The following is a 19,773-nucleotide window of genomic DNA, read 5'->3' on the forward strand; positions in this document are numbered from 1 at the left end:
AAGCTTTGTTCTCTTACTAGAGAGCAGAGTTTTTTTCTTTAAGAGACTAAAGAACTGTTTTAAAAAGAATTGTCAGAATTTTGCAACACAACCTTGAAATTTTCAATGAAAAGGACTATACTAGGAAGCACATAGTAACAGAAAAGAGGACATACACATGACAGTTGATTTAGACTGGGAAAATCTAGGATTTAATTACCGTAAACTTCCATTCCGTTATATCTCATATTTCAAAGACGGTAAATGGGACGAGGGGCAATTGACTGAGGATGCAACTTTGCATATTTCAGAAGCATCTCCAGCCCTTCACTATGGTCAAGAAGCTTTCGAAGGACTCAAGGCTTACCGTACTAAAGATGGCTCTATTCAATTGTTCCGTCCAGATGAAAATGCCAAACGTTTGCAACGTACTGCTGATCGTCTTTTGATGCCACAAGTTTCTGTCGACAAATTTGTAGATGCATGTAAACAAGTTGTGCGTGCCAATGAAGAATACGTTCCACCATATGGTACAGGTGCTACACTTTATCTCCGTCCACTTTTGATTGGGGTTGGTGATATTATTGGTGTGCATCCAGCAGATGAGTATATCTTTACTATTTTTGCTATGCCAGTAGGTAACTACTTCAAGGGTGGTTTGGCTCCAACAAACTTCCTTATTCAAGATGATTATGACCGTGCTGCGCCACATGGTACAGGTGCTGCTAAGGTTGGTGGTAACTACGCAGCAAGTATGTTGCCAGGTAAGATTGCACATGACCGTAACTTCTCTGATGTTATCTACCTTGATCCAGCAACTCACACTAAGATTGAAGAAGTGGGTTCTGCAAACTTCTTTGGTATCACAGCTGATAACGAATTTATTACACCACTCAGCCCATCTATCTTGCCATCTATCACCAAGTTCTCATTGCTTCACTTGGCTGAAAATCGCTTCGGTATGAAAGCTATCCAAGGTGATGTTAAGATTTCTGAATTGGATAAATTTGTTGAAGCAGGTGCCTGCGGTACAGCTGCTGTTATCTCACCAATTGGTGGGGTACAACATGGTGATGACTTCCATGTCTTTTACTCAGAAACAGAAGTAGGTCCTGTAACACGTAAACTTTATGATGAGTTGACAGGTATCCAATTTGGTGATGTTGAAGCACCAGAAGGCTGGATTGTCAAAGTTGACTAATTCTTAATAGTAATTGATTATTTTAAGGCTTGCTCTTGCAAGCTTTTTTCTTTTTCGGTAGAATTAAGGAGATACATTAAGAAAGGATGGCTCGAGCCAAGTATCGGGTATAAATCTATGAGTAAAAAAGATAAAAAAATTGAAATCCAAATTAATGATGCCAAAGTAGTCGTCAACAAGGCAACCATCGAAGGTTTTGAACTTCTTGTTGGCAAGAAAGTGATTGGACAAATTGTGGAAATTGATAGTAAGTTTGCCGTTGTTGATAAGGAAAATGTTGCAGGTTTCCACAAAAAAATGGATGATGCAGTAGCTGCCATTATTGAATCGTACAATCTTAATCATTAAAATCCAAAGTAAAGGCTTGCTTTGGTCAAGAAACTGTGATATACTATTTCTTGTTCTTAAGGAGAGATAGCGAAGAGGCTAAACGCGGCGGACTGTAAATCCGCTCCTTCGGGTTCGGGGGTTCGAATCCCTCTCTCTCCATGTCTAAGAAACTGAATCGGGATAGTCGATGTCAAGTACTTAGATGTTTTTTTATAGCATTTTGCTATTGGGGTATAGCCAAGCGGTAAGGCAAGGGACTTTGACTCCCTCATGCGTTGGTTCGAATCCAGCTACCCCAGTAAAAGGTATCGGGTGCATTGGCACCGTCTATGTTAACCATTGTCTTTGCGGGTACCTTTAAAAATATATTGTTATCAAGGGTCAGAATTGGCTGGCTCTTGTTGGAGGATCTTTTTAGAATGAACGAATTTGAAGAATTGCTAAACAGTGTTAGCGAAGTTAACACAGGTGACGTTGTAACAGCTGAAGTTATCTCAGTAGATAATGATCAAGCAAATGTTGTTATCGAAGGAACTGGTATCGAAGGTGTTTTGACACGTCGTGAATTGACAAACGACCGTGACGCAAACGTTGCAGACCTTGTTAAAGTTGGTGAAACACTTGAAGTGCTTGTTCTTCGTCAAGTTGTTGGTAAAGATACTGATACTGTAACTTACCTTGTATCTAAAAAACGCTTGGAAGCTCGCAAAGCTTGGGATAAACTTGTTGGTCGTGAAGAAGAAGTTGTTACTGTTAAAGGAACACGCGCTGTTAAAGGCGGACTTTCAGTTGAATTTGAAGGTCTTCGTGGATTTATTCCAGCTTCAATGATCGATACTCGTTTTGTTCGTAACACTGAACAATTTGTAGGTCAAGAATTTGACGCTAAAATTAAAGAAGTTGATCCAGCTGAAAACCGTTTCATCCTTTCACGTCGTGAAGTTGTTGAAGCTGAAGCTGCAGAAGCTCGTAAAGAAGTCTTCTCTAAACTTGAAGTTGGTTCAATCGTAACTGGTAAAGTTGCTCGTTTGACAAGCTTCGGTGCTTTCATCGACCTTGGTGGTGTTGACGGACTTGTTCACGTGACTGAATTGTCTCACGAACGTAACGTTTCACCTAAATCAGTTGTATCTGTAGGTGATGAAGTTGAAGTAAAAGTTCTTGCTATCGACGAAGAAGCAGGACGTGTATCACTTTCACTTAAAGCAACAACACCTGGACCATGGGATGGCGTTGAACAAAAACTTGCTGCTGGTGATGTTATCGAAGGTAAAGTTAAACGCTTGACTGACTTCGGTGCTTTCGTTGAAGTATTGCCAGGTATCGATGGACTTGTTCACATCTCTCAAATTTCACACAAACGTGTTGAAAATCCAAAAGATGTTCTTTCAGTAGGTCAAGACGTTACTGTTAAAGTTCTTGAAGTAAACGCTGATGCAGAACGTGTATCACTTTCTATCAAAGCTCTTGAAGAACGTCCAGCTAACGCTGAAGGCGAAAACAACGAAAAACGTCAATCACGTCCACGTCGTCCAAAACGTCAAGAAAAACGTGACTACGAACTTCCAGAAACTCAATCTGGATTCTCAATGGCGGATCTTTTCGGAGATATCGAATTGTAAGATAAAAAAGAGGCATGGAAACATGTCTTTTTTTCTATTTTAGAGTATGCTATAATAGTATACTGTTAGCACCCTTAGTGTAATGGATATCACGTAAGATTCCGGTTCTTGAGATAGGGGTTCGATTCCCTTAGGGTGCAAAAAGAAAAACGTTGAATGATTTGTTCGCTCAACGTTTTTTTCTTGCTAAGTTTTAGTGAAATTATTATGTAAAATCTTTTAGTGTTGAAAGGAAAAAGGCAAACATACAGATGGATGGTTACTAGCTTATCCTAAAATCAAAGTTGACTACTGTATTAGCGTCTCTATAGTGGATTTATTGGGGGGAGACAGTTTGGCTAATCTTTTGCAATTTATTAAAGAATTTGATATAATACTCAGTATCTCATATTGGGGTCGTTACGGATTCGACAGGCATTATGAGGCATATTCTGCGACTCGTGTGGCGACGTAAACGCTCAGTTAAATATAACTGCAAAAAATACTAATTCTTACGCTGTAGCAGCCTAAACACCTGCTCGCGTGACTTCTAGCAGATTGCTTATGTTTGTTTAGAGGTTTTATTGATTTATAAGCTACGTTTGACCATTGCCTAGCTGGTTGAAAAGAGATTTATAGGCTCGCAGATAGAAGGCTTGAGTTATGTGTCGTCTATCTGTTAAATGAAAGACATAACCTATGGTTGTAGACGAATATGTTGGCAGGTGTTTGGACGTGGGTTCGATTCCCACCGGCTCCATAAATACTTGAGGCGTCAGCCTTTTATTTGTGTATATAGGAATTTATTATGAAAAAACTTTTGTCTTTGACCGTTTTAGGTCTCTCACTTTTTACTCTAGCTGCTTGTGGAAAATCTTCGTCTAAAACTGAGTCGAAGGGATCTCTGGATAATGAGGCTTCAAAGATTTTAACTGTTAAGCATGGGAATGTTCGCCAGAACTTTGATAAAATCACCATGGCAAATGCTTCTCAAGAATTCTCAGGAGGCTCAAATCTTGATAGCTTGAAGGGCTGGTTTGGTGAACCCTCATCAACTGGTCAAGAGCAAGCAGGAGATGCTAAGCTTGATGTTTATAATTGGCAGTATGACAATGTTGTTGTTACAGCGAAACTCTTTAACAATAGCACTGTGGTTAAGTCAATTTCAAACTTTTCTTACGTCCGTGATCCTAAAATCACACTGAAGATGTACGAAAATCTCAAAAATGGAACTAGCTATGACGATGCTGTCAAAACGCTTGGTACACCTGATGTTTATTCGATTGCAGTCTCTTCAGATGCAACAATGACACAAGCGCTTTGGTCTTCGAACCTTGTTGCTAAGAAGGGTGAAACAGGTAGCCTTACCCTTAACTTTAAAAATGGTGCCTTGGAAAACAAGTCACAAGCAAATTTGATTAATAAGTAATCGCAGTAAAAGATGCCTTTCTAAATCAATGAAGGCTTTTTTTTGTTATAATAAAAGGAGCGATTAAAATTATGGAGATGTAATGACCAAAAAAAGACTATTTTTTATAGGGATAGCCGGTTTAATACTGGTATTCTTATGGCCTCTTTTAAATAACTTCATCCCCTTAATCAAGGAATGGACCAACGCTAAGCATGATCAAGCCTTTTTAAGAGAAGTTTTTAAGCAGGCTAATTTCCAAAATGCACTGATCCTTCTTAGTCTCATGATTCTGTCATCGGCTATTCCTGGAGTTTCAAGTTCTATTTTTTGTATTTTTGTTGGGCTACTCTATGGCCCTTTGCTTGCGATTCCGATGAATATTATTGGTAATACTTTTGGGAATTTGACTAGTTTTGAAATTCTGAGAAGACTTGAAAAGCCAGAGAAGTCCAAACGCATGGAGAAACTTCTAAACTATATTGAGAACTTTAAGCATCGCTTTATTGGGATTTCACTGGCCTTCTCTATTCCATTTATACCATCAGCTCTGGTCAATTATGCTTGTGTTCAAATGAATTTACCCACAAGGACGAGGATTTTGGCGATACTTATTGGAGTGACGCCAGTATCGATTGTTTATGCAGTTAGTGGAGATTTGTTGCTTAATATCCGTCCAATCCGAATGCCATTAGTGGCAGTACTTGCCATCTTGCTTTTTATCTCACTCGTCATTTACTTTATCCATTTTAGGAAGGAAAAAAATGAGCTTCATTCAAGTAACTAAAGAAGAATTTAACACACATGCTCAACAAGTGTCTGAGCGTTCTTTTATGCAAACTGAGGAAATGGCTAAGCTTCTTGAAAAACGTGGATTTAGCATTAGCTATGTCGCTTGGAAAGAAGGAGACCAGCTAGAAGTCTCAGCAATTGTCTACAGCATGCCTATGACTGGTGGGCTTCGTATGGAGGTGAATTGTGGACCGATTCACTCAAATACAGCTCATCTAAGCGACTTTTACCAAGGTTTGAAGGATTATGCTAAGGAAAATGGTTCTCTTGAACTATTAATCAAACCTTATGATACTTATCAAACTTTTGATAGTAATGGTGAACCAACTAGTGATGAGCAGAAGCAATTGATTAGTCAATTGACTGATTTAGGCTATAGCTTTGATGGTTTACAGACAGGCTATCCTGGTGGTGAACCTGACTGGCACTATGTGAAGGATTTATCAGGGATTGAAGAAAAAGATCTCATCAAATCTTTTAGTAAAAAGGGAAAACCTCTGGTTAAAAAAGCCAAAACGTTCGGGATTAAATTAAAAAAACTGAAACGTGATGAGTTATCCATTTTTAAAGAAATCACTTCAGCGACCTCTGATCGTCGTGAGTATAGTGATAAATCGTTGGATTATTATCAAGACTTTTATGATGCTTTTGGTGACAATGCTGATTTTATGGTTGCTACCCTGAATTTTCAAGATTACTATGACCATTTGGAAAGTGATCAAGCTAAATTGGGGGCTAGAATTGTTAAACTCCAGGCTGATTTAGAGGCTAATCCAAAGTCTGAGAAAAAGCAAAACCAATTGAGAGAACTATCAAGTCAGTTTGAGACTTTTGATGTTCGTAAGGGAGAGGCAACTGCCTTTATCGATAAGTATGGTCAGGAAGACATTGTTCTGGCTGGAAGTCTTTTCGTCTATACCCCTCAAGAAGCTGTTTATCTCTTTAGTGGATCTTATCCTGAGTTTAATAAGTTTTATGCGCCAGCGCTCTTGCAAGAGTATGTGATGACACAAGCTATCAAACGTGGTATTACTTTCTATAATTTCCTTGGGATTATGGGGATTTTTGATGGTTCAGATGGAGTTTTGCGATTTAAACAAAACTTTAATGGTTACATTGTTCGCAAGATGGGAACCTTCCGCTATTATCCACAACCGCTTAAATACAAAGCGATTCAAGGAGTTAAGAAACTGCTTGGACGTTCTTAAATTTTAGAGGACTTCGATTTGAGTCCTCTTTCATTATAAGTCTCTATATGGGCTTGGACCATTGTAAAGAGAGATTAGAAATTAAGGAGGTAAGTTGATGAAACTTGCACTATTGGGTACAGGAATGATTGTGACAGAGGTTCTTCCTGTGTTAACTACTATTGAAGGAATTGAGCTTAAAGCTATCATGTCGACACCACGATCACTTGACAAAGCTAAAGCTTTAGCTAAGCAATATGGTTTGGCTCAGGCGACTAGTGATTATGAGGAGATTTTGTCCAATCCAGAAGTTGATACGATTTATGTGGGAACGCCCAACCATACCCACTATGATTATGCTAAGAAAGCACTTTTGGCCGGCAAGCATGTTATTTGTGAGAAACCTTTCACCTTACATTTGGAAGAGTTTGAAGAGCTGGCTAAGCTTGCGCAAGAAAAAGAGCTTCTCTTGATGGAGGCTATTACCAATCAATATTTGGCTAATTTTACAGCGATTAAGGAAGCCTTGTCTGATATTGGAGATATTAAGATTGTGAATATCAATTATTCTCAATATTCTTCACGTTACGATGCCTTTAAGCGAGGAGAGATTGCTCCTGCCTTCAACCCTGAAATGGGTGGGGGAGCACTTAGAGATCTTAATATCTATAATATCCATCTCCTGGTTGGTCTCTTTGGTAAGCCTAATCGTGTGGAATATCTACCTAATGTGGAGCGAGGAGTGGATACGTCAGGAATTCTAGTTTTGGACTATGGTCACTTTAAGGCTGTTGCCATTGGAGCTAAAGACTGTAGTGCCGAGATTCGTTCAACTATTCAAGGAGATAAGGGAGCTATTACCATTTTTGGTGCAACCAACACTCTCCCTGAGATTGGCGTCACCCTCAATGGTCAGAAAGAGAGAGTCGTCAATCTCAATAGTCTACAACATCGTATGCATGATGAATTTGTGGCTTTTGAAAAGATGGTGGCGACCAAGGATTTTGACAGTGTTGCCAAGCAGTTGGAACATAGTCGTCAGGTTATGGAAGTTCTGGATCAAGCTTCGAAAGCTTTGTAACATACAAAAAAACAAGCAGTGGTATTAGCCATTGCTTGTTTTGTCTTATACAGTTGTTGGGAATGAGATCTCAATCAATTTGTCAGTGTGTACTGTTCTGAGTTTGTCCATCAAAACGATATCCTTGTCGATTTTTCGTTTGAGGAAGAATTCACGGATAACTTCTAATTCATTGTCTTTAACAGCACGGTGTTTATTTGAAATCAAGAGTTCATAATGCTTAGGTGCTTGTGTAAAGACAACATCAGTATTCCCAGCAGAGTAGGTCTCTACGAGAAAGGCATCCGTGTTGTCAAGTTGGTTTTGAACAAGTTCTTGGTGTGTACGGGTCGTATTAATGAGTTTCATAGTTTCCTCCTAGGATTTGCCAGTTGTTGTGTTAGTTTCTTTCCATTGTTCGATTCCCCATTTATGACTGCCACGTTTAAGTTTAGCAATGGCTTCGTCAATTGGAAACCAGGCCAGGTTATTGAAATCTTCGAGAGGTTTGCCAATTTTTGAAAAATCTACAACTTCATAAATATAGGCTGGATTGTAATAGTAAGTGTCACGGTGGCTTGAATAGAAGTATTCATCAGCCTGGCCATAGTACTGGCCTAAAGTGGCTGTAAACCCAAGTTCTTCAATTAACTCGCGTTCTAATGCGCTATAGTGATCCTCGCCTGCTTCGATCTCTCCACCTGGGAGAAACCAAGCTCCGTTAGGAGCCTGGACTAAAATAATCTTTGTCTTTTCTTGGTTAGGAATCACAGCATAAACACCGTAACGTGTTTGATAATGAGCTCCCTCAACCTTGTCACCAAATGTTGGATTCATGAGTTGCTCCTTACGTTTATTTGCCTATATTATACTAAAATTTTGCTCATTTTCCTATTGATTTAGGCAGAATTAGGGATAAATTTGAAAATAGGAAATGAAAAGATAAAGAAACCAAGCCATTGCGACTTGGTTTCTTTATTTAATCAGTTTCTTTTGCTGTCTCAGCTTTCTGAGCAGTTTTTTCGGCTTTTTTAGCAGACTTAATGGTGATGTGGCCTTTTGAAGTCATGACTGCCTTGAGATCTTTTTCGTTTGGATTTTCAAGGTAGAAGTCAGTAATAGCGTCTTCAATATGATCTTGGATGGTACGACGTAGTGGTCGAGCACCCATCTTAGGATCGTAACCAAGGTCAACCAATTTTTCCTTAACTTTCTCAGTTACACTGAGGTGGATACCGTTATTAGCCAAGCGTTGGTTGACATTATCAAGCATGAGGTCCACGATAGTGAGGAGATTTTCCTTGCTAAGGGCAGAGAATTCGATAATACCGTCAAAACGGTTCATGAATTCAGGGCTGAAGAAATCTCCAAGCTGGTTAAGCACAGAATTGGTACGATTTTCACGGGCAGCTCCAAAGCCAACGCTAGCTTCTACTTTACCTGTACCAGCATTTGAAGTCATGATGATGATGGTATCCTTGAAACTTACAGTTCGCCCTTGACCATCAGTCAAGCGACCGTCGTCAAGAACTTGGAGGAACATGTGAAGAACGTCTGGGTGAGCTTTTTCAACCTCATCTAGAAGAATGAGTGAATAAGGATTACGGCGGACTTTTTCAGTTAACTGACCAGCTTCGTCGTAACCGACATATCCTGGAGGGGCACCGACTAATTTGGCAACGGCGTGTTTTTCCATGTATTCTGACATGTCGAAACGAATCATACTGTCAGCTGAACCAAAGAGTTCAATAGCTAATTGTTTAGAGAGTTCAGTTTTACCGACTCCTGTAGGACCTACGAAGAGGAAGCTACCAATTGGGCGATTTGGTGCACCCAATCCAACACGATTACGACGGATGGCTTTGGCAATCTTATCAACTGCGGCATCTTGTCCGATAACATGTGATTTAAGATCATCAGCAAGACTAAGAAGTTGTGATTGTTCTTTTTCTTTCAAATCACCGACAGGAATATTGGTTTTTTGTTCCACAATGGCTTCGATATGTTTTTCTGTGATGACAGGCATATCTTGGTCTTTGATGGTTTGTTTTTGCATTTCCTTGTATTTGGCAATTTGATCACGGAAATAGGCAGCTTTTTCAAAGTCTTCGTCACGAGTAGCTTGAGCCTTGAGGTTTTCAGCCTCAATCAAACGTTTGTCGATATCTTTAGGATCAACAAAGTTGAGGGTCAAGTTCATCTTAGAACCTGCTTCATCGAGAAGGTCGATGGCCTTGTCTGGCAAGAAACGGTCTTGAATGTAGCGGTTGGACAATTCTGCAGCTGCAGTAATAGCTTCGTCTGTATATTTGACGTGGTGGTAGTCCTGATATTTAGGTTGAATACCACGCAAAATAGTGATAGTTTCCTCAACCGTTGGTTCGTCAACCTTAACTGGTTGCATACGACGCTCTAGGGCGGCATCTTTTTCGATGATGCGGTATTCGTTGAGTGTTGTTGCTCCGACCAGTTGAAGTTCTCCACGAGCAAGAGCAGGTTTTAGGATGTTTCCAGCATCCATATTGCCATCACCAGCATTACCAGCTCCTACGATTTCATGGATTTCATCAATAAATAGGATAACATCCTGACGTTGACGAATTTCTTCCATGAGTTTTTGCATGCGTTCTTCAAATTGGCCACGAATACCAGTCCCTTGAACCAGGCTGACCACATCAAGACGGATGACTTGTTTGCCTTGGAGTTTTTGTGGCACGCTACCGTCAACGATTTTTTGAGCTAGGCCTTCAACAACAGCAGTCTTACCGACACCGGGTTCACCGATGAGGACGGGGTTGTTCTTGGTACGGCGGTTAAGAATTTCGATGACACGAATGATTTCCTCGTCACGACCAATAACAGGATCAATGTCTCCACGACGAGCGATGTCAGTGATGTTAATGCCGAACTCTTCAAGAAGACCTTGTGGCTGTTGAGGAGCTTGTTGGCGTGGTCCTCCTGGACGGCCTGGCCCTTGTGTATTGCCACCGTTTCCTCGGTTACCACCTTCTTGTGTTGGAGGTGTATTGGGAAGATCGCCGTTAGAAGAACGGAAGTTATTTAGGTCGCTGAAGAAATCATCGAAGAAGTTGGAACCTCCTGTTTGATTGAATTGATTGAGGGGGTTCTCTGGGTCAGATTTCATGATTTTATAACAATTTTGACAGAGGTCAACTTGTTGCTGATTACCGTTTACATTGGTATACAAATGAATACTAGCTTCATTAAGGTTACAGTTTTGACAGAGCATATCAGTACCTCTTTTCTATCTGAATTGGGAAAGACCTTTATTGAAAACAATCTTGGTCAAAAAAGGTCAAATCTATGACTCCATTATAGCATGCGGAAGGTAGATTGCAAGTAAAAAGCATCTAGGTTTGGCACTCTCTTAACAAGAGTGCTAACGTTGAATTTTAATTCAAAAACGCTTGTCTAAAATGTATAAATATTATATAATGTTTTTATATTATTCAGAACGAAAGAGAGATACCTATGACACAAGCTAAATCATTTTTGAAAGAAATCGACTTTACCAAGCAGGAACTTGAGGAGTTGATCGATTTATCTATAAAATTTAAACAGTTAAAGAAGGAGAGAATTCCGCATAAATATTTAGATGGCTTAAATATTGCCTTGATTTTTGAAAAAACATCCACAAGAACTCGCTCAGCTTTTACAGTGGCTGGTCAGGACCTAGGTATGAATGTGACCTACCTTGGTGCTGGAGACATTCAGTTAGGTAAAAAGGAATCTGTAGTTGATACAGCCAAGGTGCTTGGTTCTATGTTTGATGGAATCGAGTACCGTGGTTTTAAACAAGAAGATGTTGAAGATTTGGCCAAGTACTCAGGAGTTCCGGTCTGGAATGGTTTGACGGATACCTGGCATCCAACTCAAATGATTGCGGATTTCATGACTTTGAAGGAACACTTCGGTAGTTTGGAAGACTTGACCATCGCCTATATTGGAGATGGTAGAAATAATATGGCCAACTCACTTTTGGTCACTTCGGCTATTTTAGGCGTTAATGTCAAGATTATTGCCCCAGAGGTGCTGCAACCCGAAGATGAGATTGTAGCCTTAGCTCAGAAACATAATAATGGTGCCGACTTAACCATTACAGATGATATTTCAGAGGTCAAGGGAGTGGATATGCTTTATACGGATGTCTGGGTATCTATGGGTGAAGAGGTAGATTTTAAATCTCGTATTGATTTACTCTTGCCTTATCAAATTAATGCAGACCTACTAGCCAAGACAGAAAATCCAGATGTTATCGTTATGCATTGTCTCCCAGCCTTTCATGATCTCAATACCCAAATTGGGAAAGAAATCTATGATAAATATGGTTTGGCAGAGTTAGAAATTACAGATCAAGTCTTCCAAAAATACAGTGACATCATCTTCCAAGAAGCTGAGAATCGTATGCATTCTATTAAGGCCATTATGTACAATTCCTTGAAAAATATTTAAAATTCCCCCATTTTTCCCATAAGTGTGATAAAATAAGTAGGAAATACACAATTAATAGGAGAAATAACATGGAATCACATTTGGTGAGAATCATTAACCGTCTTGAAATGATGGCGGCTGATGGTGGTAATTTGAAACGTAATTTTGAACGTGAAGGAGTGGTTGTTGCCGAAGTATCATTTAGCAACGATCCTGAAAATGGTCCAGTTTTCACATTGCGTGACGTTGAAGCACGTGAATCTTATTCATTTGATAGCATCGACTTGATTGCAATGGAAATCTACGATTTGCTTTACTAATAAATCATTTGGGGACTTTACAAGGTTCCAAAAATTCAGAATGCCTGAAACTATCGAGTTTCAGGCATTTTTATCAGGATGAAAGCATAGGCTAATGCTTGTATGGGTTACCAAAATAGGCAGTATTTCAAATCATTGACAAACCTTTTGGGAAGATGTCATCTTAGGAGGACTTGAGGTGTCTTGCTTGAGAGATTTGATAGCGATGTCTATAACTTAGTTTTTATACTGAAATATCGCATTTATAAGAAAATACTTTATTTTTATACAGTCTTCTGATATAATATTGAAGAATATTAGTAAGGAGTATCTAGATGAATTTTTCATTTCTACCACAGTTTTGGTCTTACTTTAACTATGGTGTCTTAGTAACAATTATGATTTCGGTCTGCGTGGTCTTCTTCGGAACCATTCTTGGGGTTTTGGTATCCTTGGCCAAGCGTTCTGGAATCAAACCTTTGGAGTGGCTAGTAAGCCTTTATGTTTGGGTTTTCCGTGGGACTCCTATGGTTGTGCAGATTATGATTGCTTTTAACCTCATCCACATGAACCTTCCAACTGTGCAGTTTGGGATTTTAAACCTTGATTTGTCACGTATTGTTCCGGGTATTATCGTCCTTTCTTTGAACAGTGGTGCTTATATTTCTGAGAGCGTACGTGCAGGTATCGAGTCTATTCCTAAAGGCCAGATTGAAGCAGCCTACTCACTCGGTATCCGTCCATGGAATACCATGCGTTATGTGGTCTTGCCTCAAGCTATTAAAAATATCTTGCCTGCCTTAGGTAACGAGTTTGTCACTATTATCAAGGATAGTTCGCTCTTGCAAACCATCGGGGTTATGGAATTGTGGAATGGTGCACAAACTGTTGCAACAACGACCTACTTGACTTTGACGCCGCTCTTGTTCGCAGCCTTCTATTATTTGATTGTGACAACAGCTATGACGGCACTCTTGAAACAAATGGAACAACGACTTGGGGAGGGACGTAAATAATGGCAGAAACAATTATTGAGATTAAAAATCTTCACAAGTATTTTGGTAAGAATGAAGTTCTCAAAGGGATTGATCTAGATATTAAAAAGGGTGAAGTAGTGGTTATCATTGGTCCTTCAGGATCAGGAAAATCAACCTTCCTACGCTCAATGAACTTGCTTGAGAAACCTACAAAAGGCGTTATTTCTTTTGAAGGTGTGGATATTACAGATAAGAATAACGACATTTTCAAAATGCGTGAAAAAATGGGAATGGTTTTCCAACAATTTAACCTCTTCCCTAACATGACAGTTAAGGGAAATATCACCTTGTCACCGATTAAAACCAAGGGTGTTTCAAAAGCTGATGCAGACGCGAAAGCTATGGAACTTTTAGAAAAGGTTGGCTTGAAAGATAAGGCAGATGCCTACCCAACAAGTCTATCTGGTGGTCAGCAACAACGTATTGCAATCGCACGTGGTTTGGCTATGGATCCAGATGTTCTCTTGTTTGACGAACCAACATCAGCCCTTGACCCAGAAATGGTTGGTGAAGTTCTTGCCGTTATGCAGGACCTTGCTAAATCAGGGATGACAATGGCAATCGTTACCCACGAAATGGGCTTTGCGTATGAGGTGGCTGATCGTGTTATCTTTATGGATGGCGGTGTTATTGTCGAAGAAGGCACCCCACAAGAGATTTTCGACAATACTAAGGAAGAACGTACCAAGGATTTCTTGAGTAAGGTTTTGTAAGATATTCATTAAGTATGTATACATTGTTTGTGAAGGCTGGAACTTTTCCGGCCTTTTCTTTTTGTGTACTGCTTTTCTAGAATCATTCTTGTTTAGGATAATTTTGCGGAAAAGATGGATAAATATGCTATAATGATGCCGTATCAAAAATAATAAAGTAGGTCAAGAAAAATGCTCATATATGATGCGGCCTTAAAAACGCCTTACCGGATTCTTGGCATTAACCTCCCTAAGGATAGTCTTTTGCACTTATCTAACCTAGGGTTGGCTGCCGGTGAAATGATTGAGGTGGTAACTAAGACCAAGAACAGTGCTATTATTATTGTTAAAGGGAGTCGCTTAGCCTTTGATGCTTCGATTCTAGATAAGATTGATTTGGCACCTGCGGAGGAAAATCAGGAAAAGATACCTCTTTCTGAATTACCAGTTGGACGTTCGGCTATCGTTACTGATATTTTTTCAGCAAATGAGACCAAACGGCGTCTTATGGATATGGGAATTACAAAGCGTACTCGAGTGTTGTTGCGTAAGGTAGCCCCTTTGGGAGATCCTCTAGAAATTAGCTTGAGAGGGTATGAATTAACCTTACGCAAGTCGGAAGCGCAAATGATTAGTGTGGTCATGCTGGACGAGGGAGAGGAAAAGTGACAGAAATTGCATTAATAGGTAATCCTAATAGTGGTAAAACCAGTTTATTCAACCTGATAACAGGGACCAATCAGCGTGTTGGTAACTGGCCGGGTGTAACTGTAGAACGAAAAAGTGGTCTGGTAAAAAAAAATAAGGATTTAGAAATCCAGGATTTACCAGGGATTTACTCAATGTCGCCCTATAGCCCTGAAGAAAAGGTAGCGCGTGACTATTTGTTGAGCCAAAGAGCTGACAGCATTCTAAATGTGGTTGACGCGACTAATTTGGAGCGTAACCTTTATCTGACGACGCAGTTGATTGAGACAGGTATACCAGTCACTTTAGCACTTAACATGAGTGATGTTTTGGAGGCTCAGGGAAAACAGATTAATGTTGATAAATTATCTTATCATCTAGGCGTCCCAGTAGTAGCTACTAGTGCTCTCAAACAAACTGGTGTGGATCAGGTAGTGAGGAAGGCAGCTCATACAACGACTTCTACAGTCGGTGACATTGCCTTTCCAATTTATGACGATAAGTTAGAAGCTGCCATCTCACAAATTTTGGAAGTCTTGGGTAATTCGGTGCCACAAAGGTCTGCGCGTTTTTATGCCATTAAACTCTTTGAACACGATGCTTTAGTTGAGGCTGAGCTAGACTTGTCCCCATTCCAACGAAAAGAAATCAAAGATATCATTCGTATCACTGAGGAAATTTTCACAGAAGATGCGGAGTCAATTGTCATTAATGAGCGTTATGCCTTTATTGAACGTGTTTGTCAGATGGCTCAAAGTCATACGGAAGATTTTGCCCTGACCTTGTCAGATAAGATTGATAGGGTTGTTACCAACCGTATTTTGGCTTTACCAATTTTCGCAGCAGTTATGTATTTGGTTTATTTCTTATCTATCCAAACTGTTGGAACCATGTGGACAGATTGGGCTAACGATGTGCTTTTTGGTAAGTATGTTCCAGATTTGGTAACTTCTGGTCTTGACTTTCTTCAAGTTCAGGACTGGCTTAAGTCTTTGATTGTTGATGGTATCGTCGCTGGGATTGGGACAGTACTAGGATTCCTTCCTCAAATTTTTGTGCTCTTTATCTGTTTGGGTGTGCTTGAGGACATTGGATATATGAGTCGTATTGCCTTTGTTATGGACCGTATTTTCCGACGTTTTGGGCTTTCTGGAAAATCCTTTATTCCCATGTTGATTTCGACAGGTTGCGGGGTTCCAGCGGTTATGTCTAGTCGAACTATTGAAAATGAAAGGGACCGTCGCATTACCATTATGACGGCAACCTTCATGCCTTGTTCGGCCAAGTTGGAAGTAATTGCCTTGATTGCTGGAGCTTTCTTCCCTAGTAACTCATTAGTAGCACCAAGTACTTATTTTATTGGGATGGCTGCCATTATCTTATCAGGTATTGCCCTCAAAAAGACGAGTTTTTTGGGTGGCCTAACCAGTCCGTTTATAATGGAATTGCCTGCTTACCATTGGCCTAAAGCCATGTCAGTTTTGCGCTATGCCTTTGGTAAGGCTATGAGTTTTGTCAAACGTGCGGGAACCATCATTTTCAGTTTGACAGTTCTTATCTGGTTTATGTCTAACTACAACTTTACGCTACATACGGTAGATACGGAAGCCAGTATTTTGGCGACTCTCGGTAGGAGTTTGTCTTGGATTTTTGATCCACTTGGATTTGGAAATTGGAAGGCAACAGTTGCGGCTCTTACAGGCTTAGCTGCCAAGGAGACTGTTGTTGCCACCTTTGGTATTCTCTATCATAATAGCAGTGAAGCTGGTTTAGCTGCGGCTTTACGAGGAGATTATTCTTCCCTAGCAGCATATTCCTTCTTAGTCTTTAATTTACTTTGTGCTCCATGTTTTGCGGCTATTGGAGCTATTAAGCGTGAAATGGCCAATCTTAAATGGACAATTGGTGCTATCGGTTTTCAAACAGGCCTAGCTTATTGTGTGAGTTTAATTCTTTATCAGTTTGGCCAAGTTGTCGTATACGGCAAGTCAATGACAATTTGGACTTTTGTTGCTTTCTTGCTGTTAGTGACCATGATTTATTTTGTGGTTCGTAAACCACGTCAGATTAAGGATCAAATCATTAGCTTGGATAATCTTCAAGAAGCCCATATTTAGGTTTAGGAGGAATTGTTATGTCAACGTTTATCATTGCCTTCATTATTTTTGCTTTGGCAGGTCTTGGCATCCGTCACTATATCAAAGGAAAAGGTTCTTGTGGCGATTGTGAGTGTTCTTGTCCGGTTAAGGAAGAAATGCATAAGGCTAATCGCTAATAATATATAGAAAAATGGTCTCTTAAATGAATAAGAGACCATTTTCTTACGATTGTAAGAAATGTATAAAGGTATGTAGGTTGGAAGTATGATACTATAGGATAGATAAATAATCTAATTTTTTAACAAAAAAGGGAGATGTATAAGGAATGGTTTTGAACAGGGAGATTGTCCTAATTCATGGGACCTGGTGCGATGGCAATGTTTGGGGAGAATTTGCGACAGGTCTACGTCAAATGGGATACAAGGTGCATACACCTAGCTTTCGTTACCATGACCTACCTTATCAAGAGTGCCTAGCTAAAGTTGGGACTGTTACCTTGCAGGACTATCGAGATGATTTAGTGGCTTTGATTGAAAGTCTAGACCAACCACCACTCATTTTGGGGCACTCTTTAGGCTGTCTGGTGGCTCAAATGGTTGCTGAAAAGACAGAAGTTGCTGGTATGATTCTCATGGGACCTGCTCCGACAGCAGATATTCATGCCTTTTATCCAACCATGTTAGCTTGTTTTGGCAAACACTTTTTACGCTGGGGTTTTTGGAAAAAAGCCATGCCCCCTTATAAAAAGGAGTTTTTCAAGTATTGCATGAATGAACAAGAGGAAGCTTTGAAAGAGGAAGTTTTTGCTGGTCTGGTTCCTGAATCAGGAAAAGTTTATACTCAGATGGCTCTTCATTGGTTTGATAAGACAAAGGCAGCTTATGTGGACTTTAGTAACATTTTATGTCCTGTTCTCGTCATTTCAGGAACCAAGGATAAGATGACTCATCCTAATATTGCTAGAAGAACAGCTAAGAACTACCGTGATTCTGTTCTCGTTTCCTTAACAGGTGCAGATCACATGTATGAAAGTGGCAAATACCAGCAGAAGACCTTGAAGGTTATTAAGGGTTGGAGTCAGCAAAATGGTTTTGTGGATTAGTCACGAAACATAATCAAAAGAAGTTGGAAGGCAATTCCAGCTTTTTTAGCTTTCATTTGAGACGTCTTTTTGAAATTTTAGAAAATTTAGTCACAAAGAGTCCTCACTATGGTATAATTGAAAAAAAGTATGTATTGGAGAACACCCATGGCGATAATAATGGATGGTAAGGCCCTAGCTGCTAAAATGCAGGATCAATTGCATGATAAGGTAGCACGTCTAAAAGAAAAGGAATGGATTGTGCCAGGACTCGTGGTAATCATGGTCGGTGATAACCCTGCCAGTCAGGTTTATGTGCGTAATAAGGAACGTGCTGCTAAAAAGGCTGGCTTCCATAGTCAGACGGTCAATCTTTCTGAGAGTATTAGTGAGGAAGAGTTGATTGAAGTTATTGAGCGCTATAATCAGGATCCGCTTTTCCATGGTATCTTGGTTCAATTGCCACTGCCTAATCATATTAATGAAATGCGTATTCTTTTGGCTATTGATCCTAAAAAAGATGTTGATGGTTTTCATCCTATGAATACTGGTAATCTCTGGAATGGTCGCCGTCAAATGGTGCCTTGTACACCGGCTGGGATTATGGAAATCCTTCGTGAGTACAATGTTGAATTGGAAGGTAAGACAGCAGTTATTATCGGACGTAGTAATATTGTTGGTAAACCTATGGCTCAGCTTCTTCTAGAAAAGAATGCTACAGTTACCTTGACCCACTCACGAACACCGCATTTGGCTAAGGTTTGTAGCAAGGCAGATGTCTTGATTGTAGCTATTGGACGTGCAAAATTTGTAACGGAAGAATATGTCAAAGAGGGTGCTGTTGTCATTGATGTAGGAATCAACCGTGATGAAGAAGGCAAACTTTGTGGTGACGTTGATTTTGATCAAGTGAAAGATAAGGTTGGCATGATCACGCCTGTTCCAGGTGGTGTAGGCCCTATGACTATTACTATGTTGATGGAACAGACCTATCAAGCTGCTCTTCGTAGTGCGAAAGGATAGTTTATGAAAGTTGATGACGATTTAGCTAGGCAAGTGATAACACCTCGCTTGAGAGAGTCTCACAAGGGTTCTTACGGTCGAGTGCTTTTAGTTGGTGGGCTTTATCCTTATGGTGGTGCCATCATTATGGCTGCCATAGCTTGTGTCAATAGTGGGGCAGGCTTGGTCACAGTGGCTACGGATCGTGAAAATATCACAGCCCTTCATGCTCATCTCCCTGAAGCCATGGCTTTTGACCTTAGAGAGACTGAAAGATTTCTTGAGAATCTTAGGGCAGCTGATGTGGTATTAATCGGTTCTGGCCTAGGTGAAGATGGTGCAGCTAGTCAGGCTATGGGCTTGGTTCTGGCAAATATTAGGGCAGATCAAAATTTGGTTGTTGATGGTTCAGCTCTCAATCTTTTGGCTAAGAAAAATAAGAAGAACCTACCAGATTGTCATCTTACTCTCACCCCACATCAAAAAGAATGGGAACGCTTATCTGGTTTAAGGATTCCAGAGCAGACAGTTTCCAACACTCAAAAAGCCTTGGGAGAGTTCCGAGCTGGGACAATCCTGGTTGCCAAGAGTCATAAGACGGCTGTCTATCAGGGTGAAAAAGTAGCTCATTTAGAAGTTGGTGGGCCTTATCAAGCCACAGGAGGAATGGGAGATACCTTAGCTGGTATGATTACTGGTTTTCTGGCCCAGTTCGCTTCAATTGATCGCTATAAGGCTGTTACAGTAGCTACCTGGCTTCACTCAGCTATCGCTGATGATCTGGCTAAAAATGCCTATGTGGTTTTGCCGACTCTTATCAGTAAAGCCATTCCTAGCTGGATGAAAAAGTTGTCATTATAATCTAA

20 protein-coding genes, 3 tRNA genes and 1 other RNA gene are annotated in these 19,773 nt (G+C 40.1%); 21 read left to right on the forward strand and 3 right to left on the reverse strand.

From position 1 onward, the window contains the following. The first annotated feature begins 151 nt into the window (after positions 1–151). From NYE32_RS02845 to NYE32_RS02895, 11 genes are all read left to right on the forward strand, one after another. On the forward strand, positions 152–1,180 hold the full coding sequence (locus NYE32_RS02845; RefSeq protein ID WP_256263069.1) for a branched-chain amino acid aminotransferase: 1,029 nt from the start codon (positions 152–154) through the stop codon (positions 1,178–1,180). 117 nt (positions 1,181–1,297) lie between these two features. Then, positions 1,298–1,528, forward strand: coding sequence for a DUF2969 domain-containing protein (locus NYE32_RS02850; RefSeq protein WP_060775851.1), 231 nt, complete (start codon positions 1,298–1,300; stop codon positions 1,526–1,528). Between the two features lie 60 nt (positions 1,529–1,588). After that, positions 1,589–1,669, forward strand: a tRNA-Tyr gene (locus tag NYE32_RS02855). Positions 1,670–1,737: 68 nt separating this feature from the next. Beyond that, a tRNA-Gln gene (locus NYE32_RS02860) sits at positions 1,738–1,809 on the forward strand. 120 nt (positions 1,810–1,929) lie between these two features. Then, complete coding sequence (gene rpsA / locus NYE32_RS02865; RefSeq protein ID WP_003094841.1) at positions 1,930–3,132, forward strand: 30S ribosomal protein S1; 1,203 nt, start codon at positions 1,930–1,932, stop codon at positions 3,130–3,132. Positions 3,133–3,200: 68 nt separating this feature from the next. Further along, a tRNA-Arg gene (locus tag NYE32_RS02870) sits at positions 3,201–3,272 on the forward strand. A gap of 252 nt (positions 3,273–3,524) precedes the next feature. Further along, positions 3,525–3,874, forward strand: a transfer-messenger RNA (tmRNA) gene (gene ssrA / locus NYE32_RS02875). Between the two features lie 45 nt (positions 3,875–3,919). Beyond that, on the forward strand, positions 3,920–4,540 hold the full coding sequence (locus NYE32_RS02880; protein WP_048675996.1) for a DUF3862 domain-containing protein: 621 nt from the start codon (positions 3,920–3,922) through the stop codon (positions 4,538–4,540). Between the two features lie 82 nt (positions 4,541–4,622). Further along, positions 4,623–5,306: a VTT domain-containing protein gene (locus NYE32_RS02885; protein ID WP_073686444.1), complete on the forward strand. Its 684-nt coding sequence runs from the start codon at positions 4,623–4,625 to the stop codon at positions 5,304–5,306. Then, the gene (locus NYE32_RS02890) at positions 5,284–6,519 is read left to right on the forward strand and encodes an aminoacyltransferase (RefSeq protein ID WP_080611478.1); all 1,236 of its coding nucleotides are present in this window, start codon (positions 5,284–5,286) and stop codon (positions 6,517–6,519) included. Before NYE32_RS02885 ends, NYE32_RS02890 begins: the two co-directional genes overlap by 23 nt. A gap of 97 nt (positions 6,520–6,616) precedes the next feature. Continuing rightward, a complete protein-coding gene (locus tag NYE32_RS02895) occupies positions 6,617–7,579 on the forward strand; it encodes a Gfo/Idh/MocA family oxidoreductase (protein WP_021144497.1) in 963 nt (320 codons plus the stop codon). Between the two features lie 45 nt (positions 7,580–7,624). Here NYE32_RS02895 and NYE32_RS02900 read toward each other — a convergent pair whose 3' ends face one another. From NYE32_RS02900 to NYE32_RS02910, 3 genes are all read right to left on the reverse strand, one after another. Beyond that, complete coding sequence (locus NYE32_RS02900) at positions 7,625–7,927, reverse strand: DUF1827 family protein (protein WP_002885967.1); 303 nt, start codon at positions 7,925–7,927, stop codon at positions 7,625–7,627. Positions 7,928–7,936: 9 nt separating this feature from the next. Further along, a complete protein-coding gene (locus NYE32_RS02905; RefSeq protein ID WP_002885978.1) occupies positions 7,937–8,395 on the reverse strand; it encodes an NUDIX hydrolase in 459 nt (152 codons plus the stop codon). A 142-nt stretch (positions 8,396–8,537) separates the two neighbouring features. After that, positions 8,538–10,808, reverse strand: coding sequence for an ATP-dependent Clp protease ATP-binding subunit (locus NYE32_RS02910; RefSeq protein ID WP_037620401.1), 2,271 nt, complete (start codon positions 10,806–10,808; stop codon positions 8,538–8,540). A 242-nt stretch (positions 10,809–11,050) separates the two neighbouring features. Here NYE32_RS02910 and argF point away from each other — a divergent pair, with 242 nt between their 5' ends. From argF to NYE32_RS02960, 10 genes are all read left to right on the forward strand, one after another. Then, complete coding sequence (gene argF, locus NYE32_RS02915) at positions 11,051–12,031, forward strand: ornithine carbamoyltransferase (RefSeq protein ID WP_110980878.1); 981 nt, start codon at positions 11,051–11,053, stop codon at positions 12,029–12,031. Positions 12,032–12,099: 68 nt separating this feature from the next. Next, complete coding sequence (locus NYE32_RS02920; protein WP_002885970.1) at positions 12,100–12,330, forward strand: DUF1797 family protein; 231 nt, start codon at positions 12,100–12,102, stop codon at positions 12,328–12,330. Between the two features lie 314 nt (positions 12,331–12,644). Further along, positions 12,645–13,325 (forward strand): amino acid ABC transporter permease, encoded by a 681-nt coding sequence (locus tag NYE32_RS02925; RefSeq protein ID WP_002890385.1) that lies wholly within the window; start codon positions 12,645–12,647, stop codon positions 13,323–13,325. Next, positions 13,325–14,059 carry an amino acid ABC transporter ATP-binding protein gene (locus NYE32_RS02930; protein ID WP_073688456.1) on the forward strand — a complete coding sequence of 245 codons (735 nt, stop codon included), beginning with the start codon at positions 13,325–13,327 and terminating at the stop codon, positions 14,057–14,059. The genes NYE32_RS02925 and NYE32_RS02930 overlap by 1 nt, the downstream gene beginning before the upstream one ends. Before the next feature lie 171 nt (positions 14,060–14,230). Beyond that, on the forward strand, positions 14,231–14,707 hold the full coding sequence (locus tag NYE32_RS02935) for a ferrous iron transport protein A (RefSeq protein WP_073688455.1): 477 nt from the start codon (positions 14,231–14,233) through the stop codon (positions 14,705–14,707). Continuing rightward, complete coding sequence (feoB, locus tag NYE32_RS02940; RefSeq protein ID WP_156685469.1) at positions 14,704–16,842, forward strand: ferrous iron transport protein B; 2,139 nt, start codon at positions 14,704–14,706, stop codon at positions 16,840–16,842. Before NYE32_RS02935 ends, feoB begins: the two co-directional genes overlap by 4 nt. Before the next feature lie 17 nt (positions 16,843–16,859). After that, positions 16,860–17,000: a FeoB-associated Cys-rich membrane protein gene (locus NYE32_RS02945; RefSeq protein WP_002890392.1), complete on the forward strand. Its 141-nt coding sequence runs from the start codon at positions 16,860–16,862 to the stop codon at positions 16,998–17,000. Positions 17,001–17,149: 149 nt separating this feature from the next. Next, positions 17,150–17,926, forward strand: coding sequence for an alpha/beta hydrolase (locus NYE32_RS02950; RefSeq protein ID WP_156685470.1), 777 nt, complete (start codon positions 17,150–17,152; stop codon positions 17,924–17,926). A 147-nt stretch (positions 17,927–18,073) separates the two neighbouring features. Continuing rightward, positions 18,074–18,928 carry a bifunctional methylenetetrahydrofolate dehydrogenase/methenyltetrahydrofolate cyclohydrolase gene (locus NYE32_RS02955; RefSeq protein WP_022496003.1) on the forward strand — a complete coding sequence of 285 codons (855 nt, stop codon included), beginning with the start codon at positions 18,074–18,076 and terminating at the stop codon, positions 18,926–18,928. 3 nt (positions 18,929–18,931) lie between these two features. After that, positions 18,932–19,768 carry an NAD(P)H-hydrate dehydratase gene (locus tag NYE32_RS02960; RefSeq protein WP_080611475.1) on the forward strand — a complete coding sequence of 279 codons (837 nt, stop codon included), beginning with the start codon at positions 18,932–18,934 and terminating at the stop codon, positions 19,766–19,768. The last annotated feature ends 5 nt before the right edge of the window (positions 19,769–19,773 follow it).

Source organism: Streptococcus sp. FSL R7-0248, assembly GCF_037967965.1.
Classification (GTDB): Bacteria; Bacillota; Bacilli; order Lactobacillales; family Streptococcaceae; genus Streptococcus.

What these genes read in the sequence shown, in the direction of transcription:
- NYE32_RS02850 (WP_060775851.1), top strand. Translation starts at nt 1,298, where the DNA reads ATGAGTAAAAAAGATAAAAAAATTGAAATCCAAATTAATGATGCCAAA.
- rpsA (WP_003094841.1), top strand. Translation starts at nt 1,930, where the DNA reads ATGAACGAATTTGAAGAATTGCTAAACAGTGTTAGCGAAGTTAACACA.
- NYE32_RS02880 (WP_048675996.1), top strand. Translation starts at nt 3,920, where the DNA reads ATGAAAAAACTTTTGTCTTTGACCGTTTTAGGTCTCTCACTTTTTACT.
- NYE32_RS02885 (WP_073686444.1), top strand. Translation starts at nt 4,623, where the DNA reads ATGACCAAAAAAAGACTATTTTTTATAGGGATAGCCGGTTTAATACTG.
- NYE32_RS02890 (WP_080611478.1), top strand. Translation starts at nt 5,284, where the DNA reads ATGAGCTTCATTCAAGTAACTAAAGAAGAATTTAACACACATGCTCAA.
- NYE32_RS02895 (WP_021144497.1), top strand. Translation starts at nt 6,617, where the DNA reads ATGAAACTTGCACTATTGGGTACAGGAATGATTGTGACAGAGGTTCTT.
- NYE32_RS02900 (WP_002885967.1), bottom strand. Translation starts at nt 7,927, where the DNA reads ATGAAACTCATTAATACGACCCGTACACACCAAGAACTTGTTCAAAAC.
- NYE32_RS02905 (WP_002885978.1), bottom strand. Translation starts at nt 8,395, where the DNA reads ATGAATCCAACATTTGGTGACAAGGTTGAGGGAGCTCATTATCAAACA.
- NYE32_RS02910 (WP_037620401.1), bottom strand. Translation starts at nt 10,808, where the DNA reads ATGCTCTGTCAAAACTGTAACCTTAATGAAGCTAGTATTCATTTGTAT.
- argF (WP_110980878.1), top strand. Translation starts at nt 11,051, where the DNA reads ATGACACAAGCTAAATCATTTTTGAAAGAAATCGACTTTACCAAGCAG.
- NYE32_RS02920 (WP_002885970.1), top strand. Translation starts at nt 12,100, where the DNA reads ATGGAATCACATTTGGTGAGAATCATTAACCGTCTTGAAATGATGGCG.
- NYE32_RS02925 (WP_002890385.1), top strand. Translation starts at nt 12,645, where the DNA reads ATGAATTTTTCATTTCTACCACAGTTTTGGTCTTACTTTAACTATGGT.
- NYE32_RS02930 (WP_073688456.1), top strand. Translation starts at nt 13,325, where the DNA reads ATGGCAGAAACAATTATTGAGATTAAAAATCTTCACAAGTATTTTGGT.
- NYE32_RS02935 (WP_073688455.1), top strand. Translation starts at nt 14,231, where the DNA reads ATGCTCATATATGATGCGGCCTTAAAAACGCCTTACCGGATTCTTGGC.
- NYE32_RS02945 (WP_002890392.1), top strand. Translation starts at nt 16,860, where the DNA reads ATGTCAACGTTTATCATTGCCTTCATTATTTTTGCTTTGGCAGGTCTT.
- NYE32_RS02950 (WP_156685470.1), top strand. Translation starts at nt 17,150, where the DNA reads ATGGTTTTGAACAGGGAGATTGTCCTAATTCATGGGACCTGGTGCGAT.
- NYE32_RS02955 (WP_022496003.1), top strand. Translation starts at nt 18,074, where the DNA reads ATGGCGATAATAATGGATGGTAAGGCCCTAGCTGCTAAAATGCAGGAT.
- NYE32_RS02960 (WP_080611475.1), top strand. Translation starts at nt 18,932, where the DNA reads ATGAAAGTTGATGACGATTTAGCTAGGCAAGTGATAACACCTCGCTTG.